This is a genomic window from Streptomyces sp. NPDC046887 (genome assembly GCF_040644755.1).
Classification (GTDB): Bacteria; Actinomycetota; Actinomycetes; order Streptomycetales; family Streptomycetaceae; genus Streptomyces; species Streptomyces lichenis.
Genome location: NZ_JBEYXH010000032.1, coordinates 57,561 through 76,424 on the forward strand (window position 1 = coordinate 57,561; position 18,864 = coordinate 76,424).

At 73.5% G+C, this 18,864-nt stretch carries 20 protein-coding genes and 2 pseudogenes; 8 read left to right on the plus strand and 14 right to left on the minus strand.

The window, feature by feature from the left end; genetic code table 11:
* Window positions 1-190: 190 nt before the first annotated feature.
* Complete coding sequence (locus ABZ945_RS24905) at window positions 191-634, plus strand: SRPBCC family protein (RefSeq protein ID WP_361273470.1); 444 nt, start codon at window positions 191-193, stop codon at window positions 632-634.
* A gap of 132 nt (window positions 635-766) precedes the next feature.
* Here ABZ945_RS24905 and ABZ945_RS24910 read toward each other — a convergent pair.
* A pseudogene (locus tag ABZ945_RS24910) lies at window positions 767-1,096 on the minus strand (cation transporter); the annotation flags it as partial.
* 166 nt (window positions 1,097-1,262) lie between these two features.
* Here ABZ945_RS24910 and ABZ945_RS24915 point away from each other — a divergent pair.
* The 4 genes from ABZ945_RS24915 to ABZ945_RS24930 all read left to right on the plus strand — a co-directional run bounded on the left by ABZ945_RS24915 (window position 1,263) and on the right by ABZ945_RS24930 (window position 6,654).
* A complete protein-coding gene (locus tag ABZ945_RS24915; RefSeq protein WP_361273472.1) occupies window positions 1,263-2,096 on the plus strand; it encodes a M55 family metallopeptidase in 834 nt (277 codons plus the stop codon).
* On the plus strand, window positions 2,089-3,426 hold the full coding sequence (locus tag ABZ945_RS24920; RefSeq protein WP_361273474.1) for a M20/M25/M40 family metallo-hydrolase: 1,338 nt from the start codon (window positions 2,089-2,091) through the stop codon (window positions 3,424-3,426). The genes ABZ945_RS24915 and ABZ945_RS24920 overlap by 8 nt, the downstream gene beginning before the upstream one ends.
* Window positions 3,427-3,496: 70 nt before the next feature.
* Window positions 3,497-5,632, plus strand: a complete 2,136-nt coding sequence (locus ABZ945_RS24925; RefSeq protein ID WP_361273476.1) for a prolyl oligopeptidase family serine peptidase — start codon at window positions 3,497-3,499, stop codon at window positions 5,630-5,632.
* Window positions 5,629-6,654, plus strand: a complete 1,026-nt coding sequence (locus ABZ945_RS24930; protein WP_361273478.1) for an LD-carboxypeptidase — start codon at window positions 5,629-5,631, stop codon at window positions 6,652-6,654. Before ABZ945_RS24925 ends, ABZ945_RS24930 begins: the two co-directional genes overlap by 4 nt.
* Before the next feature lie 136 nt (window positions 6,655-6,790).
* Here the strand turns inward: ABZ945_RS24930 and ABZ945_RS24935 are convergent, their stop codons facing one another.
* Window positions 6,791-7,891, minus strand: a complete 1,101-nt coding sequence (locus ABZ945_RS24935; protein ID WP_361273480.1) for an adenosine deaminase — start codon at window positions 7,889-7,891, stop codon at window positions 6,791-6,793.
* A gap of 91 nt (window positions 7,892-7,982) precedes the next feature.
* A complete protein-coding gene (locus ABZ945_RS24940) occupies window positions 7,983-8,732 on the minus strand; it encodes a GntR family transcriptional regulator (protein WP_361273482.1) in 750 nt (249 codons plus the stop codon).
* 488 nt (window positions 8,733-9,220) lie between these two features.
* Between ABZ945_RS24940 and ABZ945_RS24945 the strand changes: the two genes are divergently transcribed.
* From ABZ945_RS24945 to ABZ945_RS24955, 3 genes are read left to right on the plus strand one after another with little or no spacing between them, the layout of a single operon-like run.
* Window positions 9,221-10,615 carry an MFS transporter gene (locus ABZ945_RS24945; protein ID WP_361273485.1) on the plus strand — a complete coding sequence of 465 codons (1,395 nt, stop codon included), beginning with the start codon at window positions 9,221-9,223 and terminating at the stop codon, window positions 10,613-10,615.
* Window positions 10,616-10,649: 34 nt separating this feature from the next.
* On the plus strand, window positions 10,650-11,240 hold the full coding sequence (locus ABZ945_RS24950; protein ID WP_361273488.1) for a GNAT family protein: 591 nt from the start codon (window positions 10,650-10,652) through the stop codon (window positions 11,238-11,240).
* A gap of 57 nt (window positions 11,241-11,297) precedes the next feature.
* Window positions 11,298-12,194, plus strand: a complete 897-nt coding sequence (locus tag ABZ945_RS24955) for an arginase family protein (protein ID WP_361273490.1) — start codon at window positions 11,298-11,300, stop codon at window positions 12,192-12,194.
* 25 nt (window positions 12,195-12,219) lie between these two features.
* On the opposite strand, the gene ABZ945_RS24960 is transcribed toward ABZ945_RS24955, so the two are convergent.
* From ABZ945_RS24960 to ABZ945_RS25010, 11 genes and pseudogenes are all read right to left on the minus strand, one after another.
* On the minus strand, window positions 12,220-12,684 hold the full coding sequence (locus tag ABZ945_RS24960) for a gas vesicle protein K (RefSeq protein ID WP_361273492.1): 465 nt from the start codon (window positions 12,682-12,684) through the stop codon (window positions 12,220-12,222).
* On the minus strand, window positions 12,674-12,838 hold the full coding sequence (gvpJ, locus tag ABZ945_RS24965; protein ID WP_361273545.1) for a gas vesicle protein GvpJ: 165 nt from the start codon (window positions 12,836-12,838) through the stop codon (window positions 12,674-12,676). The genes ABZ945_RS24960 and gvpJ overlap by 11 nt, the downstream gene beginning before the upstream one ends.
* Before the next feature lie 149 nt (window positions 12,839-12,987).
* Entirely contained in the window at window positions 12,988-13,884 is an 897-nt protein-coding gene (locus ABZ945_RS24970) for a GvpL/GvpF family gas vesicle protein (RefSeq protein ID WP_361273495.1), read from the minus strand.
* 320 nt (window positions 13,885-14,204) lie between these two features.
* Window positions 14,205-14,543, minus strand: a pseudogene (locus ABZ945_RS24975) (gas vesicle protein); the annotation flags it as partial.
* Window positions 14,544-14,623: 80 nt separating this feature from the next.
* The gene (locus tag ABZ945_RS24980; protein WP_361273497.1) at window positions 14,624-15,775 is read right to left on the minus strand and encodes an SRPBCC family protein; all 1,152 of its coding nucleotides are present in this window, start codon (window positions 15,773-15,775) and stop codon (window positions 14,624-14,626) included.
* Window positions 15,772-16,395, minus strand: a complete 624-nt coding sequence (locus ABZ945_RS24985) for a hypothetical protein (protein WP_361273499.1) — start codon at window positions 16,393-16,395, stop codon at window positions 15,772-15,774. Before ABZ945_RS24985 ends, ABZ945_RS24980 begins: the two co-directional genes overlap by 4 nt.
* A gap of 103 nt (window positions 16,396-16,498) precedes the next feature.
* The gene (locus tag ABZ945_RS24990; RefSeq protein WP_361273502.1) at window positions 16,499-16,768 is read right to left on the minus strand and encodes a gas vesicle protein GvpG; all 270 of its coding nucleotides are present in this window, start codon (window positions 16,766-16,768) and stop codon (window positions 16,499-16,501) included.
* Window positions 16,769-16,785: 17 nt separating this feature from the next.
* On the minus strand, window positions 16,786-17,400 hold the full coding sequence (locus tag ABZ945_RS24995; RefSeq protein WP_361273505.1) for a GvpL/GvpF family gas vesicle protein: 615 nt from the start codon (window positions 17,398-17,400) through the stop codon (window positions 16,786-16,788).
* A 3-nt stretch (window positions 17,401-17,403) separates the two neighbouring features.
* The gene (locus tag ABZ945_RS25000) at window positions 17,404-17,940 is read right to left on the minus strand and encodes a gas vesicle structural protein GvpA (protein ID WP_361273507.1); all 537 of its coding nucleotides are present in this window, start codon (window positions 17,938-17,940) and stop codon (window positions 17,404-17,406) included.
* Between the two features lie 73 nt (window positions 17,941-18,013).
* Window positions 18,014-18,337, minus strand: a complete 324-nt coding sequence (locus ABZ945_RS25005) for a gas vesicle protein (protein WP_361273509.1) — start codon at window positions 18,335-18,337, stop codon at window positions 18,014-18,016.
* 164 nt (window positions 18,338-18,501) lie between these two features.
* The gene (locus tag ABZ945_RS25010; RefSeq protein ID WP_361273512.1) at window positions 18,502-18,849 is read right to left on the minus strand and encodes a VOC family protein; all 348 of its coding nucleotides are present in this window, start codon (window positions 18,847-18,849) and stop codon (window positions 18,502-18,504) included.
* Window positions 18,850-18,864 lie beyond the last annotated feature (15 nt).

The window sequence follows — 18,864 nt, forward strand, 5'->3', positions numbered from 1 at the left end:
CTCGGTAGTACCGCTCACCACGATAGAACAAGTGTTCCCATGATCGCCGGAGGGAGGAGGGAGGAGGGAGGAGGGAGGAGGGAGGAGGGAGGAGGGCGGGGGAGGGGCGGGAGGGCTGCTGGATTTGGGTGGCGGCCGTGCCGGGTGGTTGGCTGGCCTCCCCTGAGGTACGAGCGCTGGAGGACGAGGTATGGCGCAGGTCGAGGCCACGACGGAACGGGTCATCGAGGCGGATGCGGAGGCGGTGTTCGGCGCCCTGGCCGACTACCGGCAGACCCGTCCGAAGCTCCTGCCGGAGCACTTCAGCGAGTACGAGGTGCGCGAGGGCGGCGAGGGTGCGGGCACCCTGGTCCACTGGAAGCTCCAGGCCACCAGCAAGCGCGTCCGCGACTGCCTGCTGGAGGTGAGCGAGCCGACCGAGGGGCAGCTCGTGGAGAAGGACCGCAACTCCTCCATGGTCACCACCTGGACCGTCACCCCGGCCGGTGAGGGGCGGGCCAGGGTCGTCGTGACGACCGTCTGGCAGGGTGCCGGCGGTATCGGCGGCTTCTTCGAGAAGACCTTCGCGCCCAAGGGTCTGGGCCGCATCTACGACCAGCTGCTGGACAAGCTGGCCGCCGAGGTCGCCACGTAGCGGTCGGTCGGCGGCGGTCGCCTGGTTGCCGAGTCGCCTGGCGATGGCCGCCCCGGCCGGTGGCTGGAGGGCCGTCGGCAGGGGCCACCGACCGGCCGGTGCGCGCCCGGTGCGCGCGGCCGCGCCGAGCGGTCAGCCGCAGCAGTGGCAGCCGGTGTGGCAGCCGCCGTCGGCCGTCCTCGGCTTTGTGTCCGCCGCGGGCGGGGGCGCGCAGCAGCCCTTGCCCTGCCAGGCGTCGCGCCCCTCCTTGACGGCGATGGCGGCGATGACCAGGGCGGCGAGGGGGTCGGCCCAGGACCAGCCCAGGGCGGCGGACAGGAACGGCATGACCGCCGGCGACAGGGCGGCGAGCGCGATGCCGGGGATCGACCGCTCGGCCTCCCCGGTGCCGCTGAGCGCGCGGACGGCGTCGGCGGTGACATACGCGGCGAGGGCGTAGAAGGACACGGCGATGATCCGCAGCGCGCGCTGTACAGCGGATCCTGAATTCAGGGGAGGGTGGATTCAGGGGCTGGCGGGTGGGGGTGGAGGGTGGTCGGGGTGGTGGCTCGGGTGAGCGGGATCGCGCCGCGCCGGGGGTTATCCACAGGCCTGGGCAGCCGGGTCGGGAGCGCGTACGGTCGGGGCTATGAAGATCCTCATCAGTGCCGACATGGAGGGCGCCACCGGCGTGACCTGGCCGGCCGACGTGCTGCCCGGTACGCCCCAGTGGGAGCGGTGCCGGTCCCTGTTCACCTCCGACGTACAGGCGGCGGCACTCGGGTTCTTCGACGGCGGCGCCGATGCCGTGCTGGTCAACGAGGCCCACTGGACCATGCGCAACCTGCTCCTGGAGCAGCTCGACGAGCGGGTGGAGATGATCACCGGCCGGCACAAGTCGCTGTCCATGGTCGAGGGCGTCCAGCACGGTGACGTGGACGGCATCGCCTTCGTGGGTTACCACACCGGCGCCGGCAGCGAGGGCGTCCTCGCCCACACCTACCTCGCCAACTCCATCACCGGGGTCTGGCTGAACGGCGAGCGGGCGAGCGAGGGCCTGCTCAACGCGACGGTGGCCGCCGAGTACGGAGTCCCCGTCATCCTGGTCACCGGGGACGACCTGACCTGCGAGGACGCCCTGGACTACGCCCCTGAGGCGCGCAAGGTCGCGGTCAAGGACCACATCTCGCGGTACGCGGCGGTGTGCCGCACACCCACCCGGACGGCCGCCGACATCCGCGCGGCCGCCAAGGAGTCGACCGCCCTGGCCGTACGGTACGAACCGGTGCGGGGCGGCCCGTTCACCGTGGAGCTGGAGTTCGACGCCGAGCACCTCGCGGCGGCCGCCACGGTCGTCCCGGGCGTGGCGCCCAGTGGGGAGCGGCGGGTCTCGTACGACGGCACGACGATGTACGAGACCATCCGCACCTTCAAGGCAGTGACCACGATCGTCTCGGCCGCAGTGGAGGAGCAGTATGGCTGACCTGACATCAGACGAGACCGACGACCTCACGCTGGACGAGGTGGTGGCCTTCACCTCCGACCTCATCCGCATCGACACCACCAACCGCGGCGGCGGGGACTGCCGGGAGCGCCCGGCCGCCGAGTACGTCGCCGAGCGGCTGGCCGACGCCGGGATCGAACCGCTGCTGCTGGAGCGCACCCCCGGACGCACCAATGTGGTGGCCCGGATCGAGGGCACCGACCCCTCCGCCGACGCCCTGCTGGTCCACGGCCATCTGGACGTGGTGCCCGCCGACCCGGCCGACTGGGCGGTGCACCCGTTCTCCGGCGAGGTCCGGGACGGCATGGTGTGGGGCCGCGGCGCCATCGACATGAAGAACATGGACGCGATGGTCCTGTCCGTGGTCCGCGAGTGGGCCCGCAAGGGCATCCGGCCGCGCCGCGACATCGTCCTCGCCTACACGGCCGACGAGGAGGACAGCGCCGTCGACGGCGCCGGATACCTGGCCAAGCACCACGCCGGTCTGTTCGAGGGCTGTACGGAGGGCATCAGCGAGTCCGGCGCCTACAGCTTCCACGCCGGCCCCGACTTGGTCCTCTACCCGGTGGGGGCGGGGGAGCGGGGCACCGCCTGGCTGAAGCTCACCGCCGACGGCCGCGCCGGACACGGCTCCAAGGTCAACCGGGAGAACGCGGTAAGCAGGCTCGCCGCCGCCGTCTCCCGGATCGGGGAGTACGAGTGGCCGGTGCGGCTCACCCCGACGGTGCGGGCCGCGCTGATGGAGCTGTCCGCGCTGCACGGCATCGAACCGGACCTCGACGCCGAGGACTTCGACGCGGATGTACTGCTCGCCAAGCTGGGGCGGGCCGCCTCGCTGGTGGAGCCGGTCATCCGCAACAGCGCCAACCCGACCATCCTCCAGGCCGGCTACAAGGTGAACGTCATCCCCGGCACCGCCACCGCGCACATCGACGGCCGGATGGTCCCGGGCGGCGAGGAGGAGTTCGTCCGCACCATCGACCGGCTCACCGGGCCGGACGTGGAATGGGAGTTCCAGCACCGCGAGATCCCGCTGGAGGCACCGGTCGACTCACCGACCTTCGCCAAGCTCCGGGAGGCGCTGACGCACTTCGACCCGGACGCGCATGTGGTGCCGTTCTGCATGTCGGGAGGCACCGACGCCAAGCAGTTCGCCCGGCTCGGCATCGTCGGCTACGGCTTCTCCCCGCTGCGGCTGCCCATCGGCTTCGACTACCAGGCCCTGTTCCACGGCGTGGACGAGCGCGTCCCGGTCCAGGCCCTGCACTTCGGGGTGCGTGTCCTCGACCGCTATCTGCGCTCCGCCTGACCACCCGTCGGCCGGCCCGGGGGCACCGGCCGACCCGACCACCGGATCGACCACGAGGGGGAAACGACCCATGGTACCCACCGGGCCCTACGGCACCTGGCCGTCGCCGATCGACGCCCGGCTGGCCGCCTCACACGACGGCCGCCCGAATTTCGTCGGCGTCGTGGGCGAGGAAGTGTGGTGGACCGAGCCGCGCCCCGCCGAGGGCGGCCGGCGCGCCCTGGTGCGCCGACGGGCCGACGGCACCGAGGAGGTGGTGCTGCCCGCCCCGTGGAACGTCCGCAGCCGGGTCATCGAGTACGGCGGCCGGCCCTGGGCGGGCATCGCCGGCGGTGACGCCCTAGGCAGAGTCGGGGGCGCCGGTGGCGGCAGTGCCGCTGACGGCGGCCTTCATGACGGCGCCGGGCCGCTCGTCGTCTTCTGCCACTTTCCCGACCAGCGGCTCTACGCCCACCGGCCGGACGGGAGCGGCGAGCCCCGGCCGCTCACCCCGCTCTCCGGCACCGGCGGCGGACTGCGCTGGGCCGACCCGGTCATCGTGGCCGACCGCGGCGAGGTCTGGTGCGTGCTGGAGGAGTTCACCGGAGAGCATCCCGGCGATCTGCGCCGGCTGCTCGCCGCGGTGCCGCTGGACGGCTCGGCCGCCGAGGACCGCGCCGCCATCCGCGAGCTCACCGGCGACGAGCACCGCTTCCTCACCGGGGCCCGGCTCTCCCCGGACGGCCGCCGCGCCGCCTGGATCGTCTGGGACCACCCCCGTATGCCGTGGGACGGCACCACCGTGCTGACCGCCGAGGTCACCGCCGACGGGGCCCTGGCCGGGGTGCGGCCGGTCGCCGGAGGCCCCGAGGAGTCGGTCTGCCAGGTGGACTGGACCCCCGACGGCTCCCTGCTCTACGCCTCGGACGCCGCCGGCTGGTGGGAGCTGTACCGGATCGCCCCCGGGGCGGTCGGCCCCAGGGCGGTCGGTGGCGGGACGGTCGGCGGCGGGGCCGAGGACGGCACCGGGACGGACGGGGCGGCCGGGCCCCGGCCGGGGGCGGGTGCCCCGCTGTGCGGTGGGCGCGGCGAGGAGTTCGGCGGCCCGCTGTGGACGATCGGTCTCAGCTGGTTCCAACCGCTCCAGGACGGCACCGTGGCCGTGGTCCACGGCCGGGGCGCCACCAGCCTCGGCATACTCGACCCGGAGACCGGGGAGCTCGTCGACGCCGCCGGGCCGTGGACCGAGTGGGCGCCCGGCCTCGCCGGGGACGGCTCGCGGGTGGTGGGTGTCGCGGCCAGTCCGCGCAGCGGCTACGAGGTGGTGGAGCTGGACACCAGCACCGGCCGCACCCGGGTCATCGGCTCCGCCCACACCGACCCGGTCGAGCCCGCGTACTACCCCGAGCCGCAGATCCGCACCTTCACCCGCCCCGACAACCGCGAGATCCACGCCCATGTCTACCCGCCGCACAACCCCGACCGCATCGCCCCCGACGACGAGCTACCGCCCTATGTGATCTGGGCGCACGGCGGACCCACCGGGCACGCCGCCCTCGTCCTCGACCTGGAGATCGCCTACTTCACCTCACGCGGCATCGGCGTCGCCGAGGTCAACTACGGCGGCTCCAGCGGCTACGGACGCGAGTACCGCAACCGGCTGCGCGGGCAGTGGGGCGTGGTCGACGTGGAGGACTGCGCCGCCGTCGCCGAGGCGCTCGCCGCCGAGGGCACCGCCGACCCCGCCCGCCTCGCCATCCGCGGCGGCAGCGCCGGCGGCTGGACCGCGGCCGCCTCACTCGCCGCCACCTCCACCTACGCCTGCGGCACCATCCTCTACCCGGTGCTCGACCTCACCCAGTGGGGACCGGACGAGACCCACGACTTCGAGGCCTACTACCTCGACTCGCTGATCGGCCCGCCCGACGCGGTCCCCGCCCGCTACCGCGCCCGCTCCCCGATCAACCAGGTCGAGCGGATCACCGCGCCGTTCCTGCTGCTCCAGGGGCTCGACGATGTCATCTGCCCGCCCGCGCAGAGCCGGCGGTTCCTGGACCGGATCGCCGGGCGCGGTGTGCCGCACACCTACATCCCCTTCGAGGGCGAGGGCCACGGCTTCCGCGCCGAGGCCACCCTCGTCCGGGCCCTGGAAGCCGAACTCGCGCTCTACGCCCGCGTGTTCGGCATCGATCGACCTGACGTACCACCGCTGGAGCTGCGGATATGACCGCCACCTTCGACACGTCCGCGCCGGGCCGGCCGGACGGCACGCACGGCCCGCACGGCCTTCACGATCCGGACGGTCGGCGGGACGACGGTGTGCGGCCGTTGACACGTCCTGGCCGGCTGCGCCCGGGGGACCGGGTCGCGGTGGTCGCGCCCAGCGGCACCGTCCCCGAGGAGCGGATCACCGCCGGGGTGGACATCCTGCGCGGCTGGGGCCTGGACCCGGTGGTGATGCCGCACGCCCTGGACGTCCACCCCCGGCTCGGATACCTCGCCGGCACCGACGAGGCACGCGCCCGGGACCTGGCGGAGGCCTGGTGCGACCCGGAGGTGGCCGCGGTGCTCTGCGCCCGCGGCGGATATGGCGCCCAGCGCCTGGTCGACCTGCTCGACTGGGACGCCCTGCGGGCCGCCGGACCCAAGCTGTTCGTCGGCTACAGCGACGCCACCGCCCTGCACGAGGCCTTCGCCCTGCGCCTGGGGCTCGCCACCCTGCACGGGCCGATGACCGGCGCGGTCACCTTCCTCCAGGACGAGCGGACCAGGGAGGAGCTGCGCACCATGCTGTTCGCCCCGGAGTCCGCCCAGGTCCTGACCGGGCTGCCGGGGGCCCGCGCCATGGTGCCCGGCCGGGCCCGCGGCACGCTCTTCGGCGGCTGCCTCAGCCTGCTCGCGGCCGGCCTCGGCACCCCGGACGCCCGCCCGTCGGCCCGGGGCGGACTGCTGGTGCTGGAGGACGTGGGGGAGGAGCCGTACCGGATCGACCGCATGCTCACCCAGCTGCTGCGCTCCGGCCGACTCGACGGCGCTGCCGGGATCGTGCTCGGTTCCTGGGAGCGCTGCGGACCGTACGAGCGGGTCCGCGAGGTCCTGGTGGACCGGCTGGCCCCACTGGGCGTGCCGATCGTGGAGGAGTTCGGGTTCGGGCACGGCTCCAGCTCCCTCACCCTGCCGCTGGGCGTCCCCGCCGAACTCGACGCCGACGCCCGCACGCTCACCCTGGACCTGCCGGCCCTGCGGTGAGCCCCGTGCCCTTGCCTCAGGGCCGGGGCCGGGGCCGGGGCTGGGGACGGGGCAGGGGGCCCGGGTCGGGGTCCCAGGTGCGCGGCTACCGCGCCGCGCACCCGGTCGGCCCGTCAGCCTGGTCGCGGCCGGACCGTCAGCGAGACGCGGGCAGGGCGGCGTAGCCCGGGCGGACCACCTCGTCGATGAGCCGGCGGCGCTCGGGAAGCGGCAGGAACGCGGCCTCAAGGGCGGCCACCGTGAACTCCTCGAAGACCTCCGGCCCGTACCCGAACGCGTCCACCATGTGCTGGAACTCCCGGCTCATGGTCGTCCCCGACACCAGCCGGTTGTCGGTGTTGAGGGTGACCCGGAAGCCGGCCCGGCGCAGCAGGTCGATCGGGTGCGAGGCGTAGTCCTTGGCGGCGCCGGTCTGCAGGTTGGAGGTGGGGCAGACCTCCAGCGCGATGCGGTTGTCCCGGACGTACGCGGCGAGGTGGCCCAGTGTGCCGTCCTCGGCGATGTCGTCGGTGATCCGCACCCCGTGCCCGATCCGCTCGGCGCCGCAGACCTGCACCGCCTCGTGGATCGACTCGGCGCCGACCGCCTCGCCAGCGTGGATGGTGAAGTGGCAGTTGTGCCGCTTGAGGTGCTGGAAGGCGGGCAGATGGCGGGCCGGCGGGTTGCCGATCTCGCCGCCCGCGATGTCGAACCCGGCCACCCCGTGCTGCCGGTGCGCCACGGTCAGCTCGGCTATCTCCAGCGAGCGGTCGGTGTGCCGCATACCGGTCAGCAGGGTGCCGACGGTGATCCGGCCGCCGGCCCGCCGCTCGCCCTCCCGGAAGCCCTCGTTGACGGCCGCGACGACCTCGTCGAGGGTGAGCCCGGCCTCCAGGTGCTGCTCGGGGGCGTAGCGCACCTCCGCGTAGACCACACCGTCGGCGGCCAGGTCCTCGGCGCACTCGGCGGAGACCCGGAACAGCGCCTCACGGGTCTGCATCACCGCGCAGGTGTGGGCGAAGGTCTCCAGGTAGCGCTCCAGCGAGCCGGAGTCCGCGGCGTCCCGGAACCAGGTGCCGAGGGCCGCCGGGTCCTCGGTCGGCAGCCCCGGGTAACCGCACTCGCGGGCCAGTTCGATGATGGTCGCCGGGCGCAGCCCGCCGTCCAGGTGGTCGTGCAGGACGGCCTTCGGGGCGAGCCGCACCCACTCCGCGAGAGCCGGGGCGGAAGCGGGGGCAAGGTTGTCAGACAAGTGCATGGGGCGGGAGTGTACGGCACACCACCGCCCCCGCGCCGTGACCCCGGTGACACCGGTACGGGGGACGCGCTGCCGCCGGGGCGGGCCGGGGTCAGTTCGACTGGAGCACCGGAAGCGGGGCGGCCCCGGTGGGCAGCATGTGCTTGGCGGCCAGGACGGGCGTGCCGCCGACCCGGACGACCTGGGTGACCAGCACCGCCGGGGTGTCGGCCGGCCGGCCGAGCTGCTCGCCGCGGCGCTGTCCGACCAGGGTGGCGGTGATCCCGCTGTGCGCGGTGAGCTGCACCCCCCGGGATGCGGCGGCCAGCACCGCCAGCATCGACGGGGCCGTGCCAGGCGCCGGTCCGCTCCGCAGGGCCTCGGCGAAGGCGGGGTGTGCGGTGGCAAGGACCTCCTCGTCGGCGGCCCACTCCTGGCTGAGCGCCGCCGCGTGCCCGTCGGCGGTCAGCAGTGACTCCCAGAACCGCAACCGGGCCCGGGCGGGCGCCAGCAGGTGCTGGGTGGTGAAGTCGGTCGGCTCCTCGATGGTCCGCAGCAGCGCGCGCACCCGGACCGGGCCGGCCGTACCGAGCAGCTCCTCCAGCGGCCGGACGTGCTCGAAGCCGCGCCGCGGCGGCCGGTCGCTGACGGTCCGCCCCACGCCCCGGCGCACGGTGACCAGCCCGTCCTCCTGGAGCAGCAGCAGCGCCTCGCGCAGGGCCGGGCGGCTCACCCCCAGCTCGGCGGCGAGCCTGGGTTCCGAGGGCAGGGTCGAGCCCGGCGGATAGGTGCCGGCGTGGATTGCGTCCGCGATCCGCTCGTAGAGCACCACCACCGGTCTCCGCTGTTCCACGCTGACCACTCCCGCTCCTCCTCGGCCGGCTTGTCGGCAAGCCCGGCCGGCTGTCGGCAACCTCCGCCGTGCCCGTCGGCAAGGTATGCCGGGTCGACCGCCTCGGGCAACGCTCCTCAGGCGGCAGGGGGAGGGGTGATGGGGCCCATACGGGGCGAACGGGTTCGCGCGGGAGGTTCGACGGTCAGGGGGTCTTGACGATTTACGCGCGTAGATATGAGAGTGAGTTCGCTACTTGTCTGACAAGTTGGCGGATGCTGCACGGCGCGATGCCGGCACGAGCACAGCACGACGACGGCATGACCTGACAGCGGCACGACGGCATGACATACGAGGCAAAGGGGCCGACCATGTCCACCACCTCCGACCGTCCGGGCTCTCCGGCGGATTCCCCGGCCGATTCCTCGGCGGATTCTTCGTCGGATGCCTCGGCGGAATCCCGGGCGGATTCCGCGGCGGATTCCGGGACCGGATCCGATCTGGCGGGGCGCGGCCCCATGATGCTGGCGATGGTCCTCGCCGTGCTCGGCTACCAGATCAACGCCACCATGCTCAGCCCCGCCCTGCCCGACGTCATCGAGCGGCTGGGCACCACCACGGCCGCCGCCGGGCTCTCCCAGACCCTGTTCTTCCTGATGGCCGCCATCGGCCAGGTGACCCTGGCCCGGCTCAGCGACCAGCGCGGGCGCAAGCCGATGATGCTGCTCTGCGCCGTCGTCCTGATCGCCGGCAACCTGCTCTGCGTCTTCGCGCCCAGCATCGAGGTCTTCATCGCCGGGCGGATCCTCCAGGGCGTCTCCGCCGCGATGTTCACCCTCGCCTTCCTCACCCTCAACCAACTGCTCAGCCCGGCGGGGTTCGGCAAGGCCGCCGGGGTCATCACCGCCGTCAACGGCGGCCTGGCCGGGGTGGACGCCATCGCCGGCGGCCAGATCGCGGACACCATCGGCTTCCGCGGTATCTTCGTCTGCTCCACCCTGATCGCCGTCGCCGGGCTGCTCGGGGTGCGCCGCTACGTCCCGGACGTGCCGCCCACCCTGGACGCCGGGGCCCGCTTCGACTCCCGCGGCATCGCGGCCCTCGCCCTCGGGCTGACCGGTGTGCTGGTCGGTCTCGCCCAGGGCGCGGCCTGGGGCTGGACGTCCCCCCTCACCCTCGGCTTCCTGCTCGGCGGCCTGGCCGCGCTGGCCTTCTTCACGGTCTCCCAGAAGAGCGCGCCCAACCCGGTCATCGACCTGGACGTCCTGGCCTCCCGCCGGGCCTGGCCGCTGCTGCTCACCACCGTCTGCACCCTCGGCGGCGCCTTCGGCGCGATCGCCCTCACCATCCCGCTCTTCTCCCAGGACGCCCGGGTGGGCCTCGGACTGAGCGCGGTGACCGCCGCCGTCCTCTTCCTCACCCCGATCCAGCTCATCGGCGTGGTGTCCGCCCCGCTCACCGGCCGACTCGGCCCGCGGATCGGCTGGCGCACCGTGGTGGTCGCCGGGGCCCTCGCCAACTTCGTGATCTTCGCCTTCGCCACCGTCTTCCTGCACCACGAGTGGATCCTCATCGCCGCACTGGCCGCGCTCGGTGTGACCTACGGCGGGTTCATGCTCACCGGTCTCAACGGCCTCGCGGTCACCACCGCCCCCAAGGACAAGCCCGGCTCGCTGTCCGGCCTCAACGGAGCCTGCTTCGGCATCGGCGCCTCCCTGGGCATCGCCCTGGCCTCCGTCATGATCACCGCCGGCAGCGACGCGGGCGGGCCCACCGAGGCCGGCTACCGGCACGCCATGTACGCGGCGCTCGTCCTCCTCGGCATCGGCGTCCTCACCTCCCTGCTCATCCGGCGCCCCGACCCCGCCGAGCAGTCCGAGGGGACTCCGAAGCTCCTGGTGACCCACCACTGACGGCCGCCGCCGAGGGGGCCCCTACTGTGGGCCCATGACCTCCACGCACGGCACCGCCGTCCCCGTAGCCCGCGGACCGCGGGTCACCCTGCGCGAGCTGCGCCACGAGGACGGCGAGGAGTTCACCGCCCGGACCCGGGAGAGCCGGGAGCTGCACCACCCCTGGCTCTTCCCGCCGGACGGCGCCAGGGACTTCGCCCGCTACGCCGGGCTGCGGGTCGGCAACCCCGCCAACGCCTCCCTGCTCGTCTGCGACCAGGACGCGGACGGTGCCATCGCCGGGTTCGTCAACATCAACAACATCGTCCGCGGGGCCTTCCTCAACGGAACGCTCGGCTACGGGGTCTTCGCCCACGCGGCGGGCCGCGGGCTGATGAGCGAGGCGCTGGCCCTCGTCACGGCGTACGCCTTCGGGCCGCTCGGGCTGCACCGGCTGGAGGCCAACATCCAGCCGGGCAACGCCGCCTCGCTGGCCCTGGTGCGGCGGGCCGGGTTCCGCAAGGAGGGCTTCTCACCGGCGATGCTCCACGTGGACGGGGAGTGGCGCGACCACGAGCGCTGGGCGCTTACCGCCGACATGCCCGCTGCCCGTACGGCGATGGCGGAGCCGCCCCCGGGTGCCTGACCGGCCCCGCCGACAAGGCGGTTGTCCCCGGCCCCGGGCGGCGGTGATCATGGAGTCATGCGCGACATCGTGGTCATCGACGCCCCCTCCAACCTCGGACTGCGCCCGCCGGCCCCCGGCACCGTGCCGGGTTGCCACAAACTGGCCGGCGCCCTGCGGGACAACGGCATCCTGAGACGGCTGGGGGCGCGGGACGGCGGCGTGGTCGTCGCGCCGCGCTACGACCTGGGCGACTGGCGGGAGGGCGACGGCGTGTTCCACGCGGAGGCCCTCGCCGCGTACACCCGCACCCTGGCCGTCCGTGTCGGGCGGACCATCGAGGCGGGCGGCTTCCCACTGGTGCTGGGCGGCGACTGCTCGATCCAGCTCGGCGCCTCACTGGCGCTGCGGCGGCTGGGGCGGTACGGGATGGCCGGGATCGACGCCTCCGCCGACTTCCGCCACCCGGGCAACTCCGACCGGGTGGGCGCGGCGGCGGGCGAGGAGCTGGCCATCGCCACCGGGCGGGGCCAGGACGACCTCAGCGACCTCGACGGACTGCGGCCCTACCTCCGCGACCAGGACGTCCGGCTGTTCGGACTGCGCGACGGTGACGAGGACCTGCCCGAGCTGGCCGGGCTGGGGATCGCGGCCGTGACCGTCGGCGAGCTCCGGGCCCGGGGCGCGGCGGAGGCGGCCCGGACCGCCGTGACCTCGCTGGAGTCCTCCCCACTGGACGGCTTCTGGGTGCATCTGGACGCCGATGTGCTCGACCCCTCGGTGATGCCCGCCGTCGACAGCCCGGACCCGGACGGTCTGCTGCCCGCCGAACTCCTGCCCCTGCTCGGCACCCTGCTCCGCTCCGAGCGCTGCGTCGGCCTCAATGTCACCATCTACGACCCGGACCTCGACCCGGACGGCACGGCCGGGGAGCTGCTGACCGATCTGGTGGTCGACGCCCTCGCGGGAGCCTGAGGCGGGGAGATCAGTCGGAGTCCTTTCAGGGAGGGCCGAGGGGATCGTCGGTATCGCGGGGCAGGAGGCTGCCCAGCGGGCCCAGGTCCAGGTTGAGATCGGCCAGGGTCAGCCCGTAGCGGTCGCACAGCTCGGTCATCCGGTCGTGCAGCACCATCAGGGTCATCCCGAGCCGTTCCTCCTCGTCCTCGGTCAGCTCACCCGCGTCCACCCGGTGCAGCGCCTGCCGCTCCATCAGCTGCCGCAGCAGCTCGACGATGGTGAGCACCAGTTTCATCAGATCGCGCTCCACGGTGTCCGGGTCCGCGTTGATCCGGTGCGCGGGCGGCGAAGGCCCCGGCCCCGCGCGAGCGGGGGGCGGCAACTGCCGGGGCGCCGCCGGAAGGAGACGGAAGGCGCGGTCCGCCGCGTCCGCCAGCTCCCGGTAGCGGTCGGGGCCGGGGGAAGATTGCGGCTCCACTCCGCCTGCCCGGTACGGCTCAGCCGGCATGGGGCGGCCCCGCCCACGGTGACGGGTTCTCGGCGCTGATCGAGACGATCAGAGCCCGCAGGGAGACCCGTACCAGGTCGATGTCGGCGATGGAGAGGACCACGTCCCCGGTCACCACCACCCCGCCGGTCAGTAGCCGGTCCAGCAGATCGATGAGCGCGACCTGCCGGCCGGGGAGCGGGGAGCCGTCGTACGGATCGGTGGGGGAGTACGAGTCGGTGGTGGCGTACGGGTCGGAGGCGGCGTCCTTCGGGCCGGGTGCCGGGAAGCCGGGCGAGGTGTACCGGAAGGGGCCCTCGCTCATCACGGCCCCGCCGCCGCGCCGGAGCCGTCCAGACCGCCGGAGCCGTCCAGACCGGCGAAGGAGTACGGGGCCCAGGGGCCGGTGACCTCCACCCGTACCGCGGGCTCCTGTTCGGCGGCCCGGCGGACCTCGGTCAGAAACGCCGCGCACCGTTCCGAGGGCACCAGATAGGCGTCATTGGCGAGGTTCTCCGCGCCGCCCTCGGCCAGCGGGCCCTGCTGGACTCGGTGGTTCACCCGTTCGGCGGCATGAGCGGCCGCTGTGCGGCGCACGTGCTCCACCGCCGCCGAGGCCGCCCGGTGCGCGTCCTCCCGGCTGCGGCGCTCATGCCCCCGGGTACGCAGATAGGCCCGGCCCGGCCCGACGGCCCCGGGGTCATCGGTGGGGGAGGGGCGCCCTGCCGTCGGTGTCCCCTGCCCGGAGGCCTGGGCTACGGGGGCGGGCCGGGCGGACGGGTCCGGCGCGGGTGCCTTCGGCGGGGGCGCGGGCGGCGCTACGAGGTGCACCTTGACGCCCCACTCCACATGGCCGGCCAACCGGGCCAGCCGGGACGCGAACAGCTCCCGCCCGTCGGCCAGCAGAGCGCGTACGCCCTCCTCGTTCCGGTACACCGTCGCCAACCGCAGCGGCAGCACCGGCCCGGCGGCGGCCACCGCGTCCACCACCGCGTGATGGGCCCGGGCGACCGCCTCCAGCCAGCGGAGGTCCTCCAGCCGGGCGGCGAGTGCGGCCTCCTCGAAGTCGGCGGCGGCCACCGGTCCGACGACGGCCGCCAGGCCCCCGTCCTCGATCAGCCGGACCCTCGCGCCGCCGACGCCCTGGAGGGTCGGCACCGTCTGCACGAGGCCGGGCCCGGCGGCGGCGACGCCGTACACGTACACCAGCTCGCTGCTCACGGTTCGTCCCCGGCTCCCGGTCGTCGGCGCGGCCGGGTACGGGGCCGCTCACCGTCCCCCGCCCCGGCGCCCTCCTCGGGACGGGCGCGGCGGGCCCGCCGGGGGGCTCCCTCCTCGGGGTCGGTGCGCCGAGGCCTTCGGGCGACACCCTCCTCGGGGTCGTCGCGCCGGGCGGGGCGCCGCCGGGGCCGAGGCGGCGGCTCGTCCACCAGAACCTCATCTGCCTCGTCCACCTCATCGGCCTCGTCCGAGGTGGCCGCCTCCGCCTCGTCCTCCTCCCAGGCGTCCGCGTCCCAGACCTCCGCCTCGGAGGTGGACGCCCGCAGGGCCGCGACCTCCTCCCTCAGCCGCCGGTTCTCCTCGGCCAGCGAACCGCGCCCACCGGTACCGCTGATCCGCCGGTCGTCGCGGGCGCGGGAGGAGAGCGAGGGGTCGTGCTCCCACCAGTCGATGCCCATCTCCTTCGCCTTGTCGACGGAGGCGACCAGCAGCCGCAGCTTGATGGTGAGCAGTTCGATGTCCAGGAGGTTGATCTTGATGTCACCGGCGATCACGATCCCCTTGTCGAGGACCCGTTCCAGGATGTCGGCCAGGTTCGCCGAACTCCCCTGGCCGTAGGGCGCGGCCGCCGAGGAGTAGGGGCCGAGATTGCGGGCCACGGGTTCGTTCACGGCGGTCGACCTCGATTCGGCGTCGGTGGGCCGGCCCGCCCGGACCGGGGCCGGGCGCGGCCCGTCACTCAGCGGCGTCCCGCCCGGCGGCGCGGAGCCCGGTCCTCTTCCTCTTCGTCGTCCTCGTACTCGGGCTCGTCCTCCCCGTACTCGTCTTCGTCCGCCTCCTCGTCTTCGTCCTGGTCCTCGTATTCGCCCTCTTCGTCCTCGGGCTGGTCCTCGTCCTCGTCTTCCTCCTCGTACTCCTCGTCCTCATAGGGTTCGCCGTCGTCCTCGCGGTCCTCGTCCGTGTCCTGCTCGTCCGCCCCGGACTCCTCCTCGGCGCCCTCGTTCTCTTCGTTCTCCTCGGCCTCCGCGTCCTCGTGGCTGCGGACCACCTCGCCGTCGCGGATCTCCCCGCGCCAGCCCTCGGCGGGCTCGCTCTGCATGGTCACGAACTTGCGGTACAGCTTCAGATCGAGCCGGGCGCGGCGGCCCTGGGCGCGCCAGATGTTGCCGGTCTTCTCGAACAATCCCTTGGGGAAGTACTCCAGGACCAGCAGCACCTTGGTGAGGTTGTCGCCCAGCGGGTGGAAGGTGACCGCGCCCTTGGTGGTGCCCTTGGCGCCTTCCGAGGACCAGACGATCCGCTCGTCCGGGACCTGCTCCAGGACGCTTGCCTTCCAGTTGCGGTTGGACTTCGCGACCTTGACCTGCCACTGGGAGGTGGTGTCGTCGGACTGCTCCACATTGACGACGCCCTTGGCGAAGCGGCCGAACTGCTGGAACTGGGTCCACTGGTCGTACGCCTGACGCACCGGGACCCCGACGTCCACGTCCTCGATGACGACGACGCTCTTGCCGCGGGTCTCGCCCTTGCCGCTCTTTCCGCCCTTGCCACCGCCGAACAGTCCGGAGACCTTGTCCTTCACGGTGTCCTTGACATGGGAGAAGGCGGCACTGGCCACCGCCCGCTGGGGAGACTTCCCCTCGGCGAGCGCCTGGCCGCCCTTGCCGAGCGCGCCGGCCACGCTGCCGAGTGAGGAGTCCGGGTCGCCCAGCCGGCGGGTGGCCTCGCCCAGGCGTCCGCCCAGTGAGCCGACGGCCCGTTCCGCCTTGGCCTCCAGATACTGCCGGAGTTCGTCCTTGAGCCGGTCGCCGGCGTCACCGAGGGCGCCGGGCAGCCCGCCGGCCGTCTCCTTCGCGGTGCGTGCCGTACCGGTCGCTTCCTGCTCGCTCATGAGCCGGCCCTCCTCTGCGTCCGGCCGGATCCGGTCCGCTTGCGGGGTGCGGAGGTACGCGAGGACTCCGTGGCCGGCGCGCGCTTGCGGGTCGCCCGCCGGGGTTCGTCGCCGTCCTTGTCGGCGGCCGCGCGCTTCCCTGCGGACTTCTTGGCGGTGCTGCTCTTGGCGGTGCTCTTGCCGGCGGTCTTGGTGGCGGTCTTCTTCGCGGGGGCCCGCTTGCGGGGAGGCGGAGGCGGCTCGTCCGGCTCTTCATCCGGCTCCTCGTCCTCGTCCTCTCCCTCTCCCTCTCCCTCTTCTTCGTCCCGGCTCCGCGGCTCTTCCTCGTCCTCGCCCCGGCGCAGCCGTTCGGTCCGGGCGTGCAGCTGGTCGGCGAGCCGGTCCGCGCGAGCGGCGACGGTGGAGGCCGCGGCCTCCTTGCCGGCGTGTCGCAACTGCTCCCGCAGCTGCCCGCTGAGCCCTTCCAGGGCGGGCGAGTCGCTGATCAGCGCGGTGACCTTCTTGGGGTCGATCTGCTTCCGCACCAGCCAGGTCGCCACGGCGATGGCGAGCTTGGCCTTCTTGGTGCGGCCGAGCACGTAGCCGCCGAGCAGTGCGGCGCCCGTGGTCGCTTTCGTCATCGTGGAAAGTCCTCCTGACACGCCTTGCGGCGGTGCGGGCGGACCGGCCCCGTCCGAGCCGGTGGGGTCCGCCGAGCGGGTGCCGCGCTGATCCGGCCGGGGATCACCGCGGACCGCCTCCGGGGGCCGGGCCGATGCCCTGGTGCCGTCGGATCTCCTCCAGCCGGTCCAGCAGCTCGTCCTCGCGGCGGTCGAACTCCCGTGGGCTGATCAGCCCGTCCGCGAGTTCGCGTTCCAACTCCCGCAGCCCTTCGAGTACCGGCCCGGGGTCGTAGTATTCGCGTTCCGCCGCATCTGTCACCTGGCGAACCACCCAGCCGACCCCGCGCACCGGAGCCAGCGGAAGGGTGAGCAGCTGGGTCAGTACGCCCATGGCCTGGTCGCACCCCCTCAGACGAAGCTGTACGGCGGGAGCGGGCCGTGCAGCCGGAAGCGGAACGCCGATTCGCCCTGCTCGACAGCGAGTCGCGCCTCGCGGTCGAGGAAGGCCGGCTGCTCGTCCTCCGCCACCAGGAAGGAGACGTTCAGCACGTCCTCGCCCGTCGGGTCCGAGGAGCGGGACTCCCGGGCCAGCGGCCCGAGGGCGGCGGTCACCTCGGCGGCGAGGGAGTCCCGGCGGGCTCTCTCCTCCGCGGCGGCCGGCTCCTTCGGCCGGTGGGAGGCCCGCAGATGGTACTCGGCGCAGCCGTCCAGGGCGGTCAGCCGTTCCCGGTATCCGGGCGCACGTTGCCGAAGGGTCCGCCGGACGGCCTCGTCATCCGGCGCCAGGGTGCCGAAGCGCAGCGGCAGCACACCGCCCTGGTCACTCAGCCGGTCCAGGACTTCCTGGTGGGCGCGGACGTCCCTGCGACCGGCGCGCAGCTCCTCGGGGGCGTCGCTGACCACGGCGTCCAGCGAGCCGCCGGCGACGGTGCGCAGCGGCTGCGGCGGGTCGCCCACCCCATGGGCGCCGTCCAGCGCCGGCGGGGGCTCGGCCGCGGTGATCCCGTACACATAGACCGCCATGGCTCAGCCTTCCCGTCGCCGGTGGACGCGGCGCGCGGGCCGCGTCTCCTCGTCGACCGGCACCCGGTCGTCGTCGGCGGGAGGCCGGGCCCGGCGGGCCGGACGTCGTCTGCCGCCGTCGGCGGACTCGGCGGCCGCCTCCTCGCGGTCCCGGTCATCCCCGCGGCCTCGGCGGAAGGATTCCGAGAAGGTGTCGGTGACCGCTTCCACGGCGCCGCTCAGCGCCCCCTTGGTCTTGCCGCGGGCGCCGCCCTCGGTGAGCCCACCGACGACCTCCGGCAACTGCGCCGGGGCCTTGCGGCCGGCCTCCAGGTCCAGCCGGTTGACCGCCTCGGCGAAGCGCAGATAGGTGTCGACACTCGCTACGACCACCCGGACATCGATCTTCAGGATCTCGATGCCGACCAGGGACACCCGGGCGAAGACATCGATGACCAGGCCCCGGTCGAGAATGAGCTCCAGCACGTCGTACAGCGAAGAGGCGTTCCCGCCGCCGCCTTGGGCGACGGGGCCCGCACCGCTCTGGGGCACCACCGTCACGGTGCCTCCTCTCCTCCGGCCCTCCGGTCCGCTGCCGCAGCACGTGAAGCACGGGACGGCGGGGGACGGGTGGTCAGCTACGCCGGTCGATCTGCCCCCGGGTGTAGCGGCGGACCCGTTCGTACGCGGTCAGTTCGCCCTCCGCGTCGAGCTGGACGCGGTAGCTGGCCAGCACACTGGTCGTCTCGGGGATCCGTTCGAGTTCCAGGACCTCCACATCGGCCTCCCACCCTTCCTCGGTGGGCCGCACGGCGGAGATGGCCTCCGGTGCCCGGCCGAGCAGCTCACTCAGCTGGTCCGCGGCCGACCGCATGGCCTTCGGCGCGGACAGGCGGCCGTCGCCGGAACGCGCGCGGGCGGGAGGCGGGTCTTCCGAGGCGGACCGCTTCGGGGACATCGCACCACCCTCCACAGGGGCACATTTGCCTATCAAGTAGAGGATATCGGACCAGATGGTGATGCGACGAACGGGTGAAGCGCCGGATCGGGTCGCCCGGCGCTTCACCCGTTCGAGGGTTGTCGGTGCGCCTCGCCGGCGGCGCACCGGTGCGGTCTACCGGCCTACTGCCGCCGGTCGACGTACTCGAAGACCGAGCCGTCCGGGTGGAGCGCGATCAGATTGCGTCCCACCGGCGTCGGCAGCGGCCCGGCGACGATCTTCGCCCCGGCCTCGCTGAGCATGCTGTACGCCGCGTCCACATCGTCGACCGCGATGGTCGCGGCCACCTTGCGCAGTACCTCCAGTTCCGCTTCCGGTCCGCTCATCAGCAGAAAGCAGCCCACGGCCGCCACCGACACCCCGCCGCGCTCGAAGCGCAGCGCGCGGGTGCCGGTGATCCGCTCGTAGAAGGCGGTCGAGGTCTCCAGATCGTCGACGCAGATGCGCAGGGTGGTGCCCAGAATCTCCATGCGAGCCAGCCTAGT

Bases quoted from the DNA above. Each gene is read 5' to 3' on its own strand.
- ABZ945_RS24905 (WP_361273470.1), top strand. From the start codon at position 191: ATGGCGCAGGTCGAGGCCACGACGGAACGGGTCATCGAGGCGGATGCG.
- ABZ945_RS24915 (WP_361273472.1), top strand. From the start codon at position 1,263: ATGAAGATCCTCATCAGTGCCGACATGGAGGGCGCCACCGGCGTGACC.
- ABZ945_RS24920 (WP_361273474.1), top strand. From the start codon at position 2,089: ATGGCTGACCTGACATCAGACGAGACCGACGACCTCACGCTGGACGAG.
- ABZ945_RS24925 (WP_361273476.1), top strand. From the start codon at position 3,497: ATGGTACCCACCGGGCCCTACGGCACCTGGCCGTCGCCGATCGACGCC.
- ABZ945_RS24930 (WP_361273478.1), top strand. From the start codon at position 5,629: ATGACCGCCACCTTCGACACGTCCGCGCCGGGCCGGCCGGACGGCACG.
- ABZ945_RS24935 (WP_361273480.1), bottom strand. From the start codon at position 7,891: ATGCACTTGTCTGACAACCTTGCCCCCGCTTCCGCCCCGGCTCTCGCG.
- ABZ945_RS24945 (WP_361273485.1), top strand. From the start codon at position 9,221: ATGATGCTGGCGATGGTCCTCGCCGTGCTCGGCTACCAGATCAACGCC.
- ABZ945_RS24950 (WP_361273488.1), top strand. From the start codon at position 10,650: ATGACCTCCACGCACGGCACCGCCGTCCCCGTAGCCCGCGGACCGCGG.
- ABZ945_RS24955 (WP_361273490.1), top strand. From the start codon at position 11,298: ATGCGCGACATCGTGGTCATCGACGCCCCCTCCAACCTCGGACTGCGC.
- ABZ945_RS24960 (WP_361273492.1), bottom strand. From the start codon at position 12,684: ATGCCGGCTGAGCCGTACCGGGCAGGCGGAGTGGAGCCGCAATCTTCC.
- ABZ945_RS24980 (WP_361273497.1), bottom strand. From the start codon at position 15,775: ATGAGCGAGCAGGAAGCGACCGGTACGGCACGCACCGCGAAGGAGACG.
- ABZ945_RS24985 (WP_361273499.1), bottom strand. From the start codon at position 16,395: ATGACGAAAGCGACCACGGGCGCCGCACTGCTCGGCGGCTACGTGCTC.
- ABZ945_RS24990 (WP_361273502.1), bottom strand. From the start codon at position 16,768: ATGGGCGTACTGACCCAGCTGCTCACCCTTCCGCTGGCTCCGGTGCGC.
- ABZ945_RS24995 (WP_361273505.1), bottom strand. From the start codon at position 17,400: ATGGCGGTCTATGTGTACGGGATCACCGCGGCCGAGCCCCCGCCGGCG.
- ABZ945_RS25005 (WP_361273509.1), bottom strand. From the start codon at position 18,337: ATGTCCCCGAAGCGGTCCGCCTCGGAAGACCCGCCTCCCGCCCGCGCG.
- ABZ945_RS25010 (WP_361273512.1), bottom strand. From the start codon at position 18,849: ATGGAGATTCTGGGCACCACCCTGCGCATCTGCGTCGACGATCTGGAG.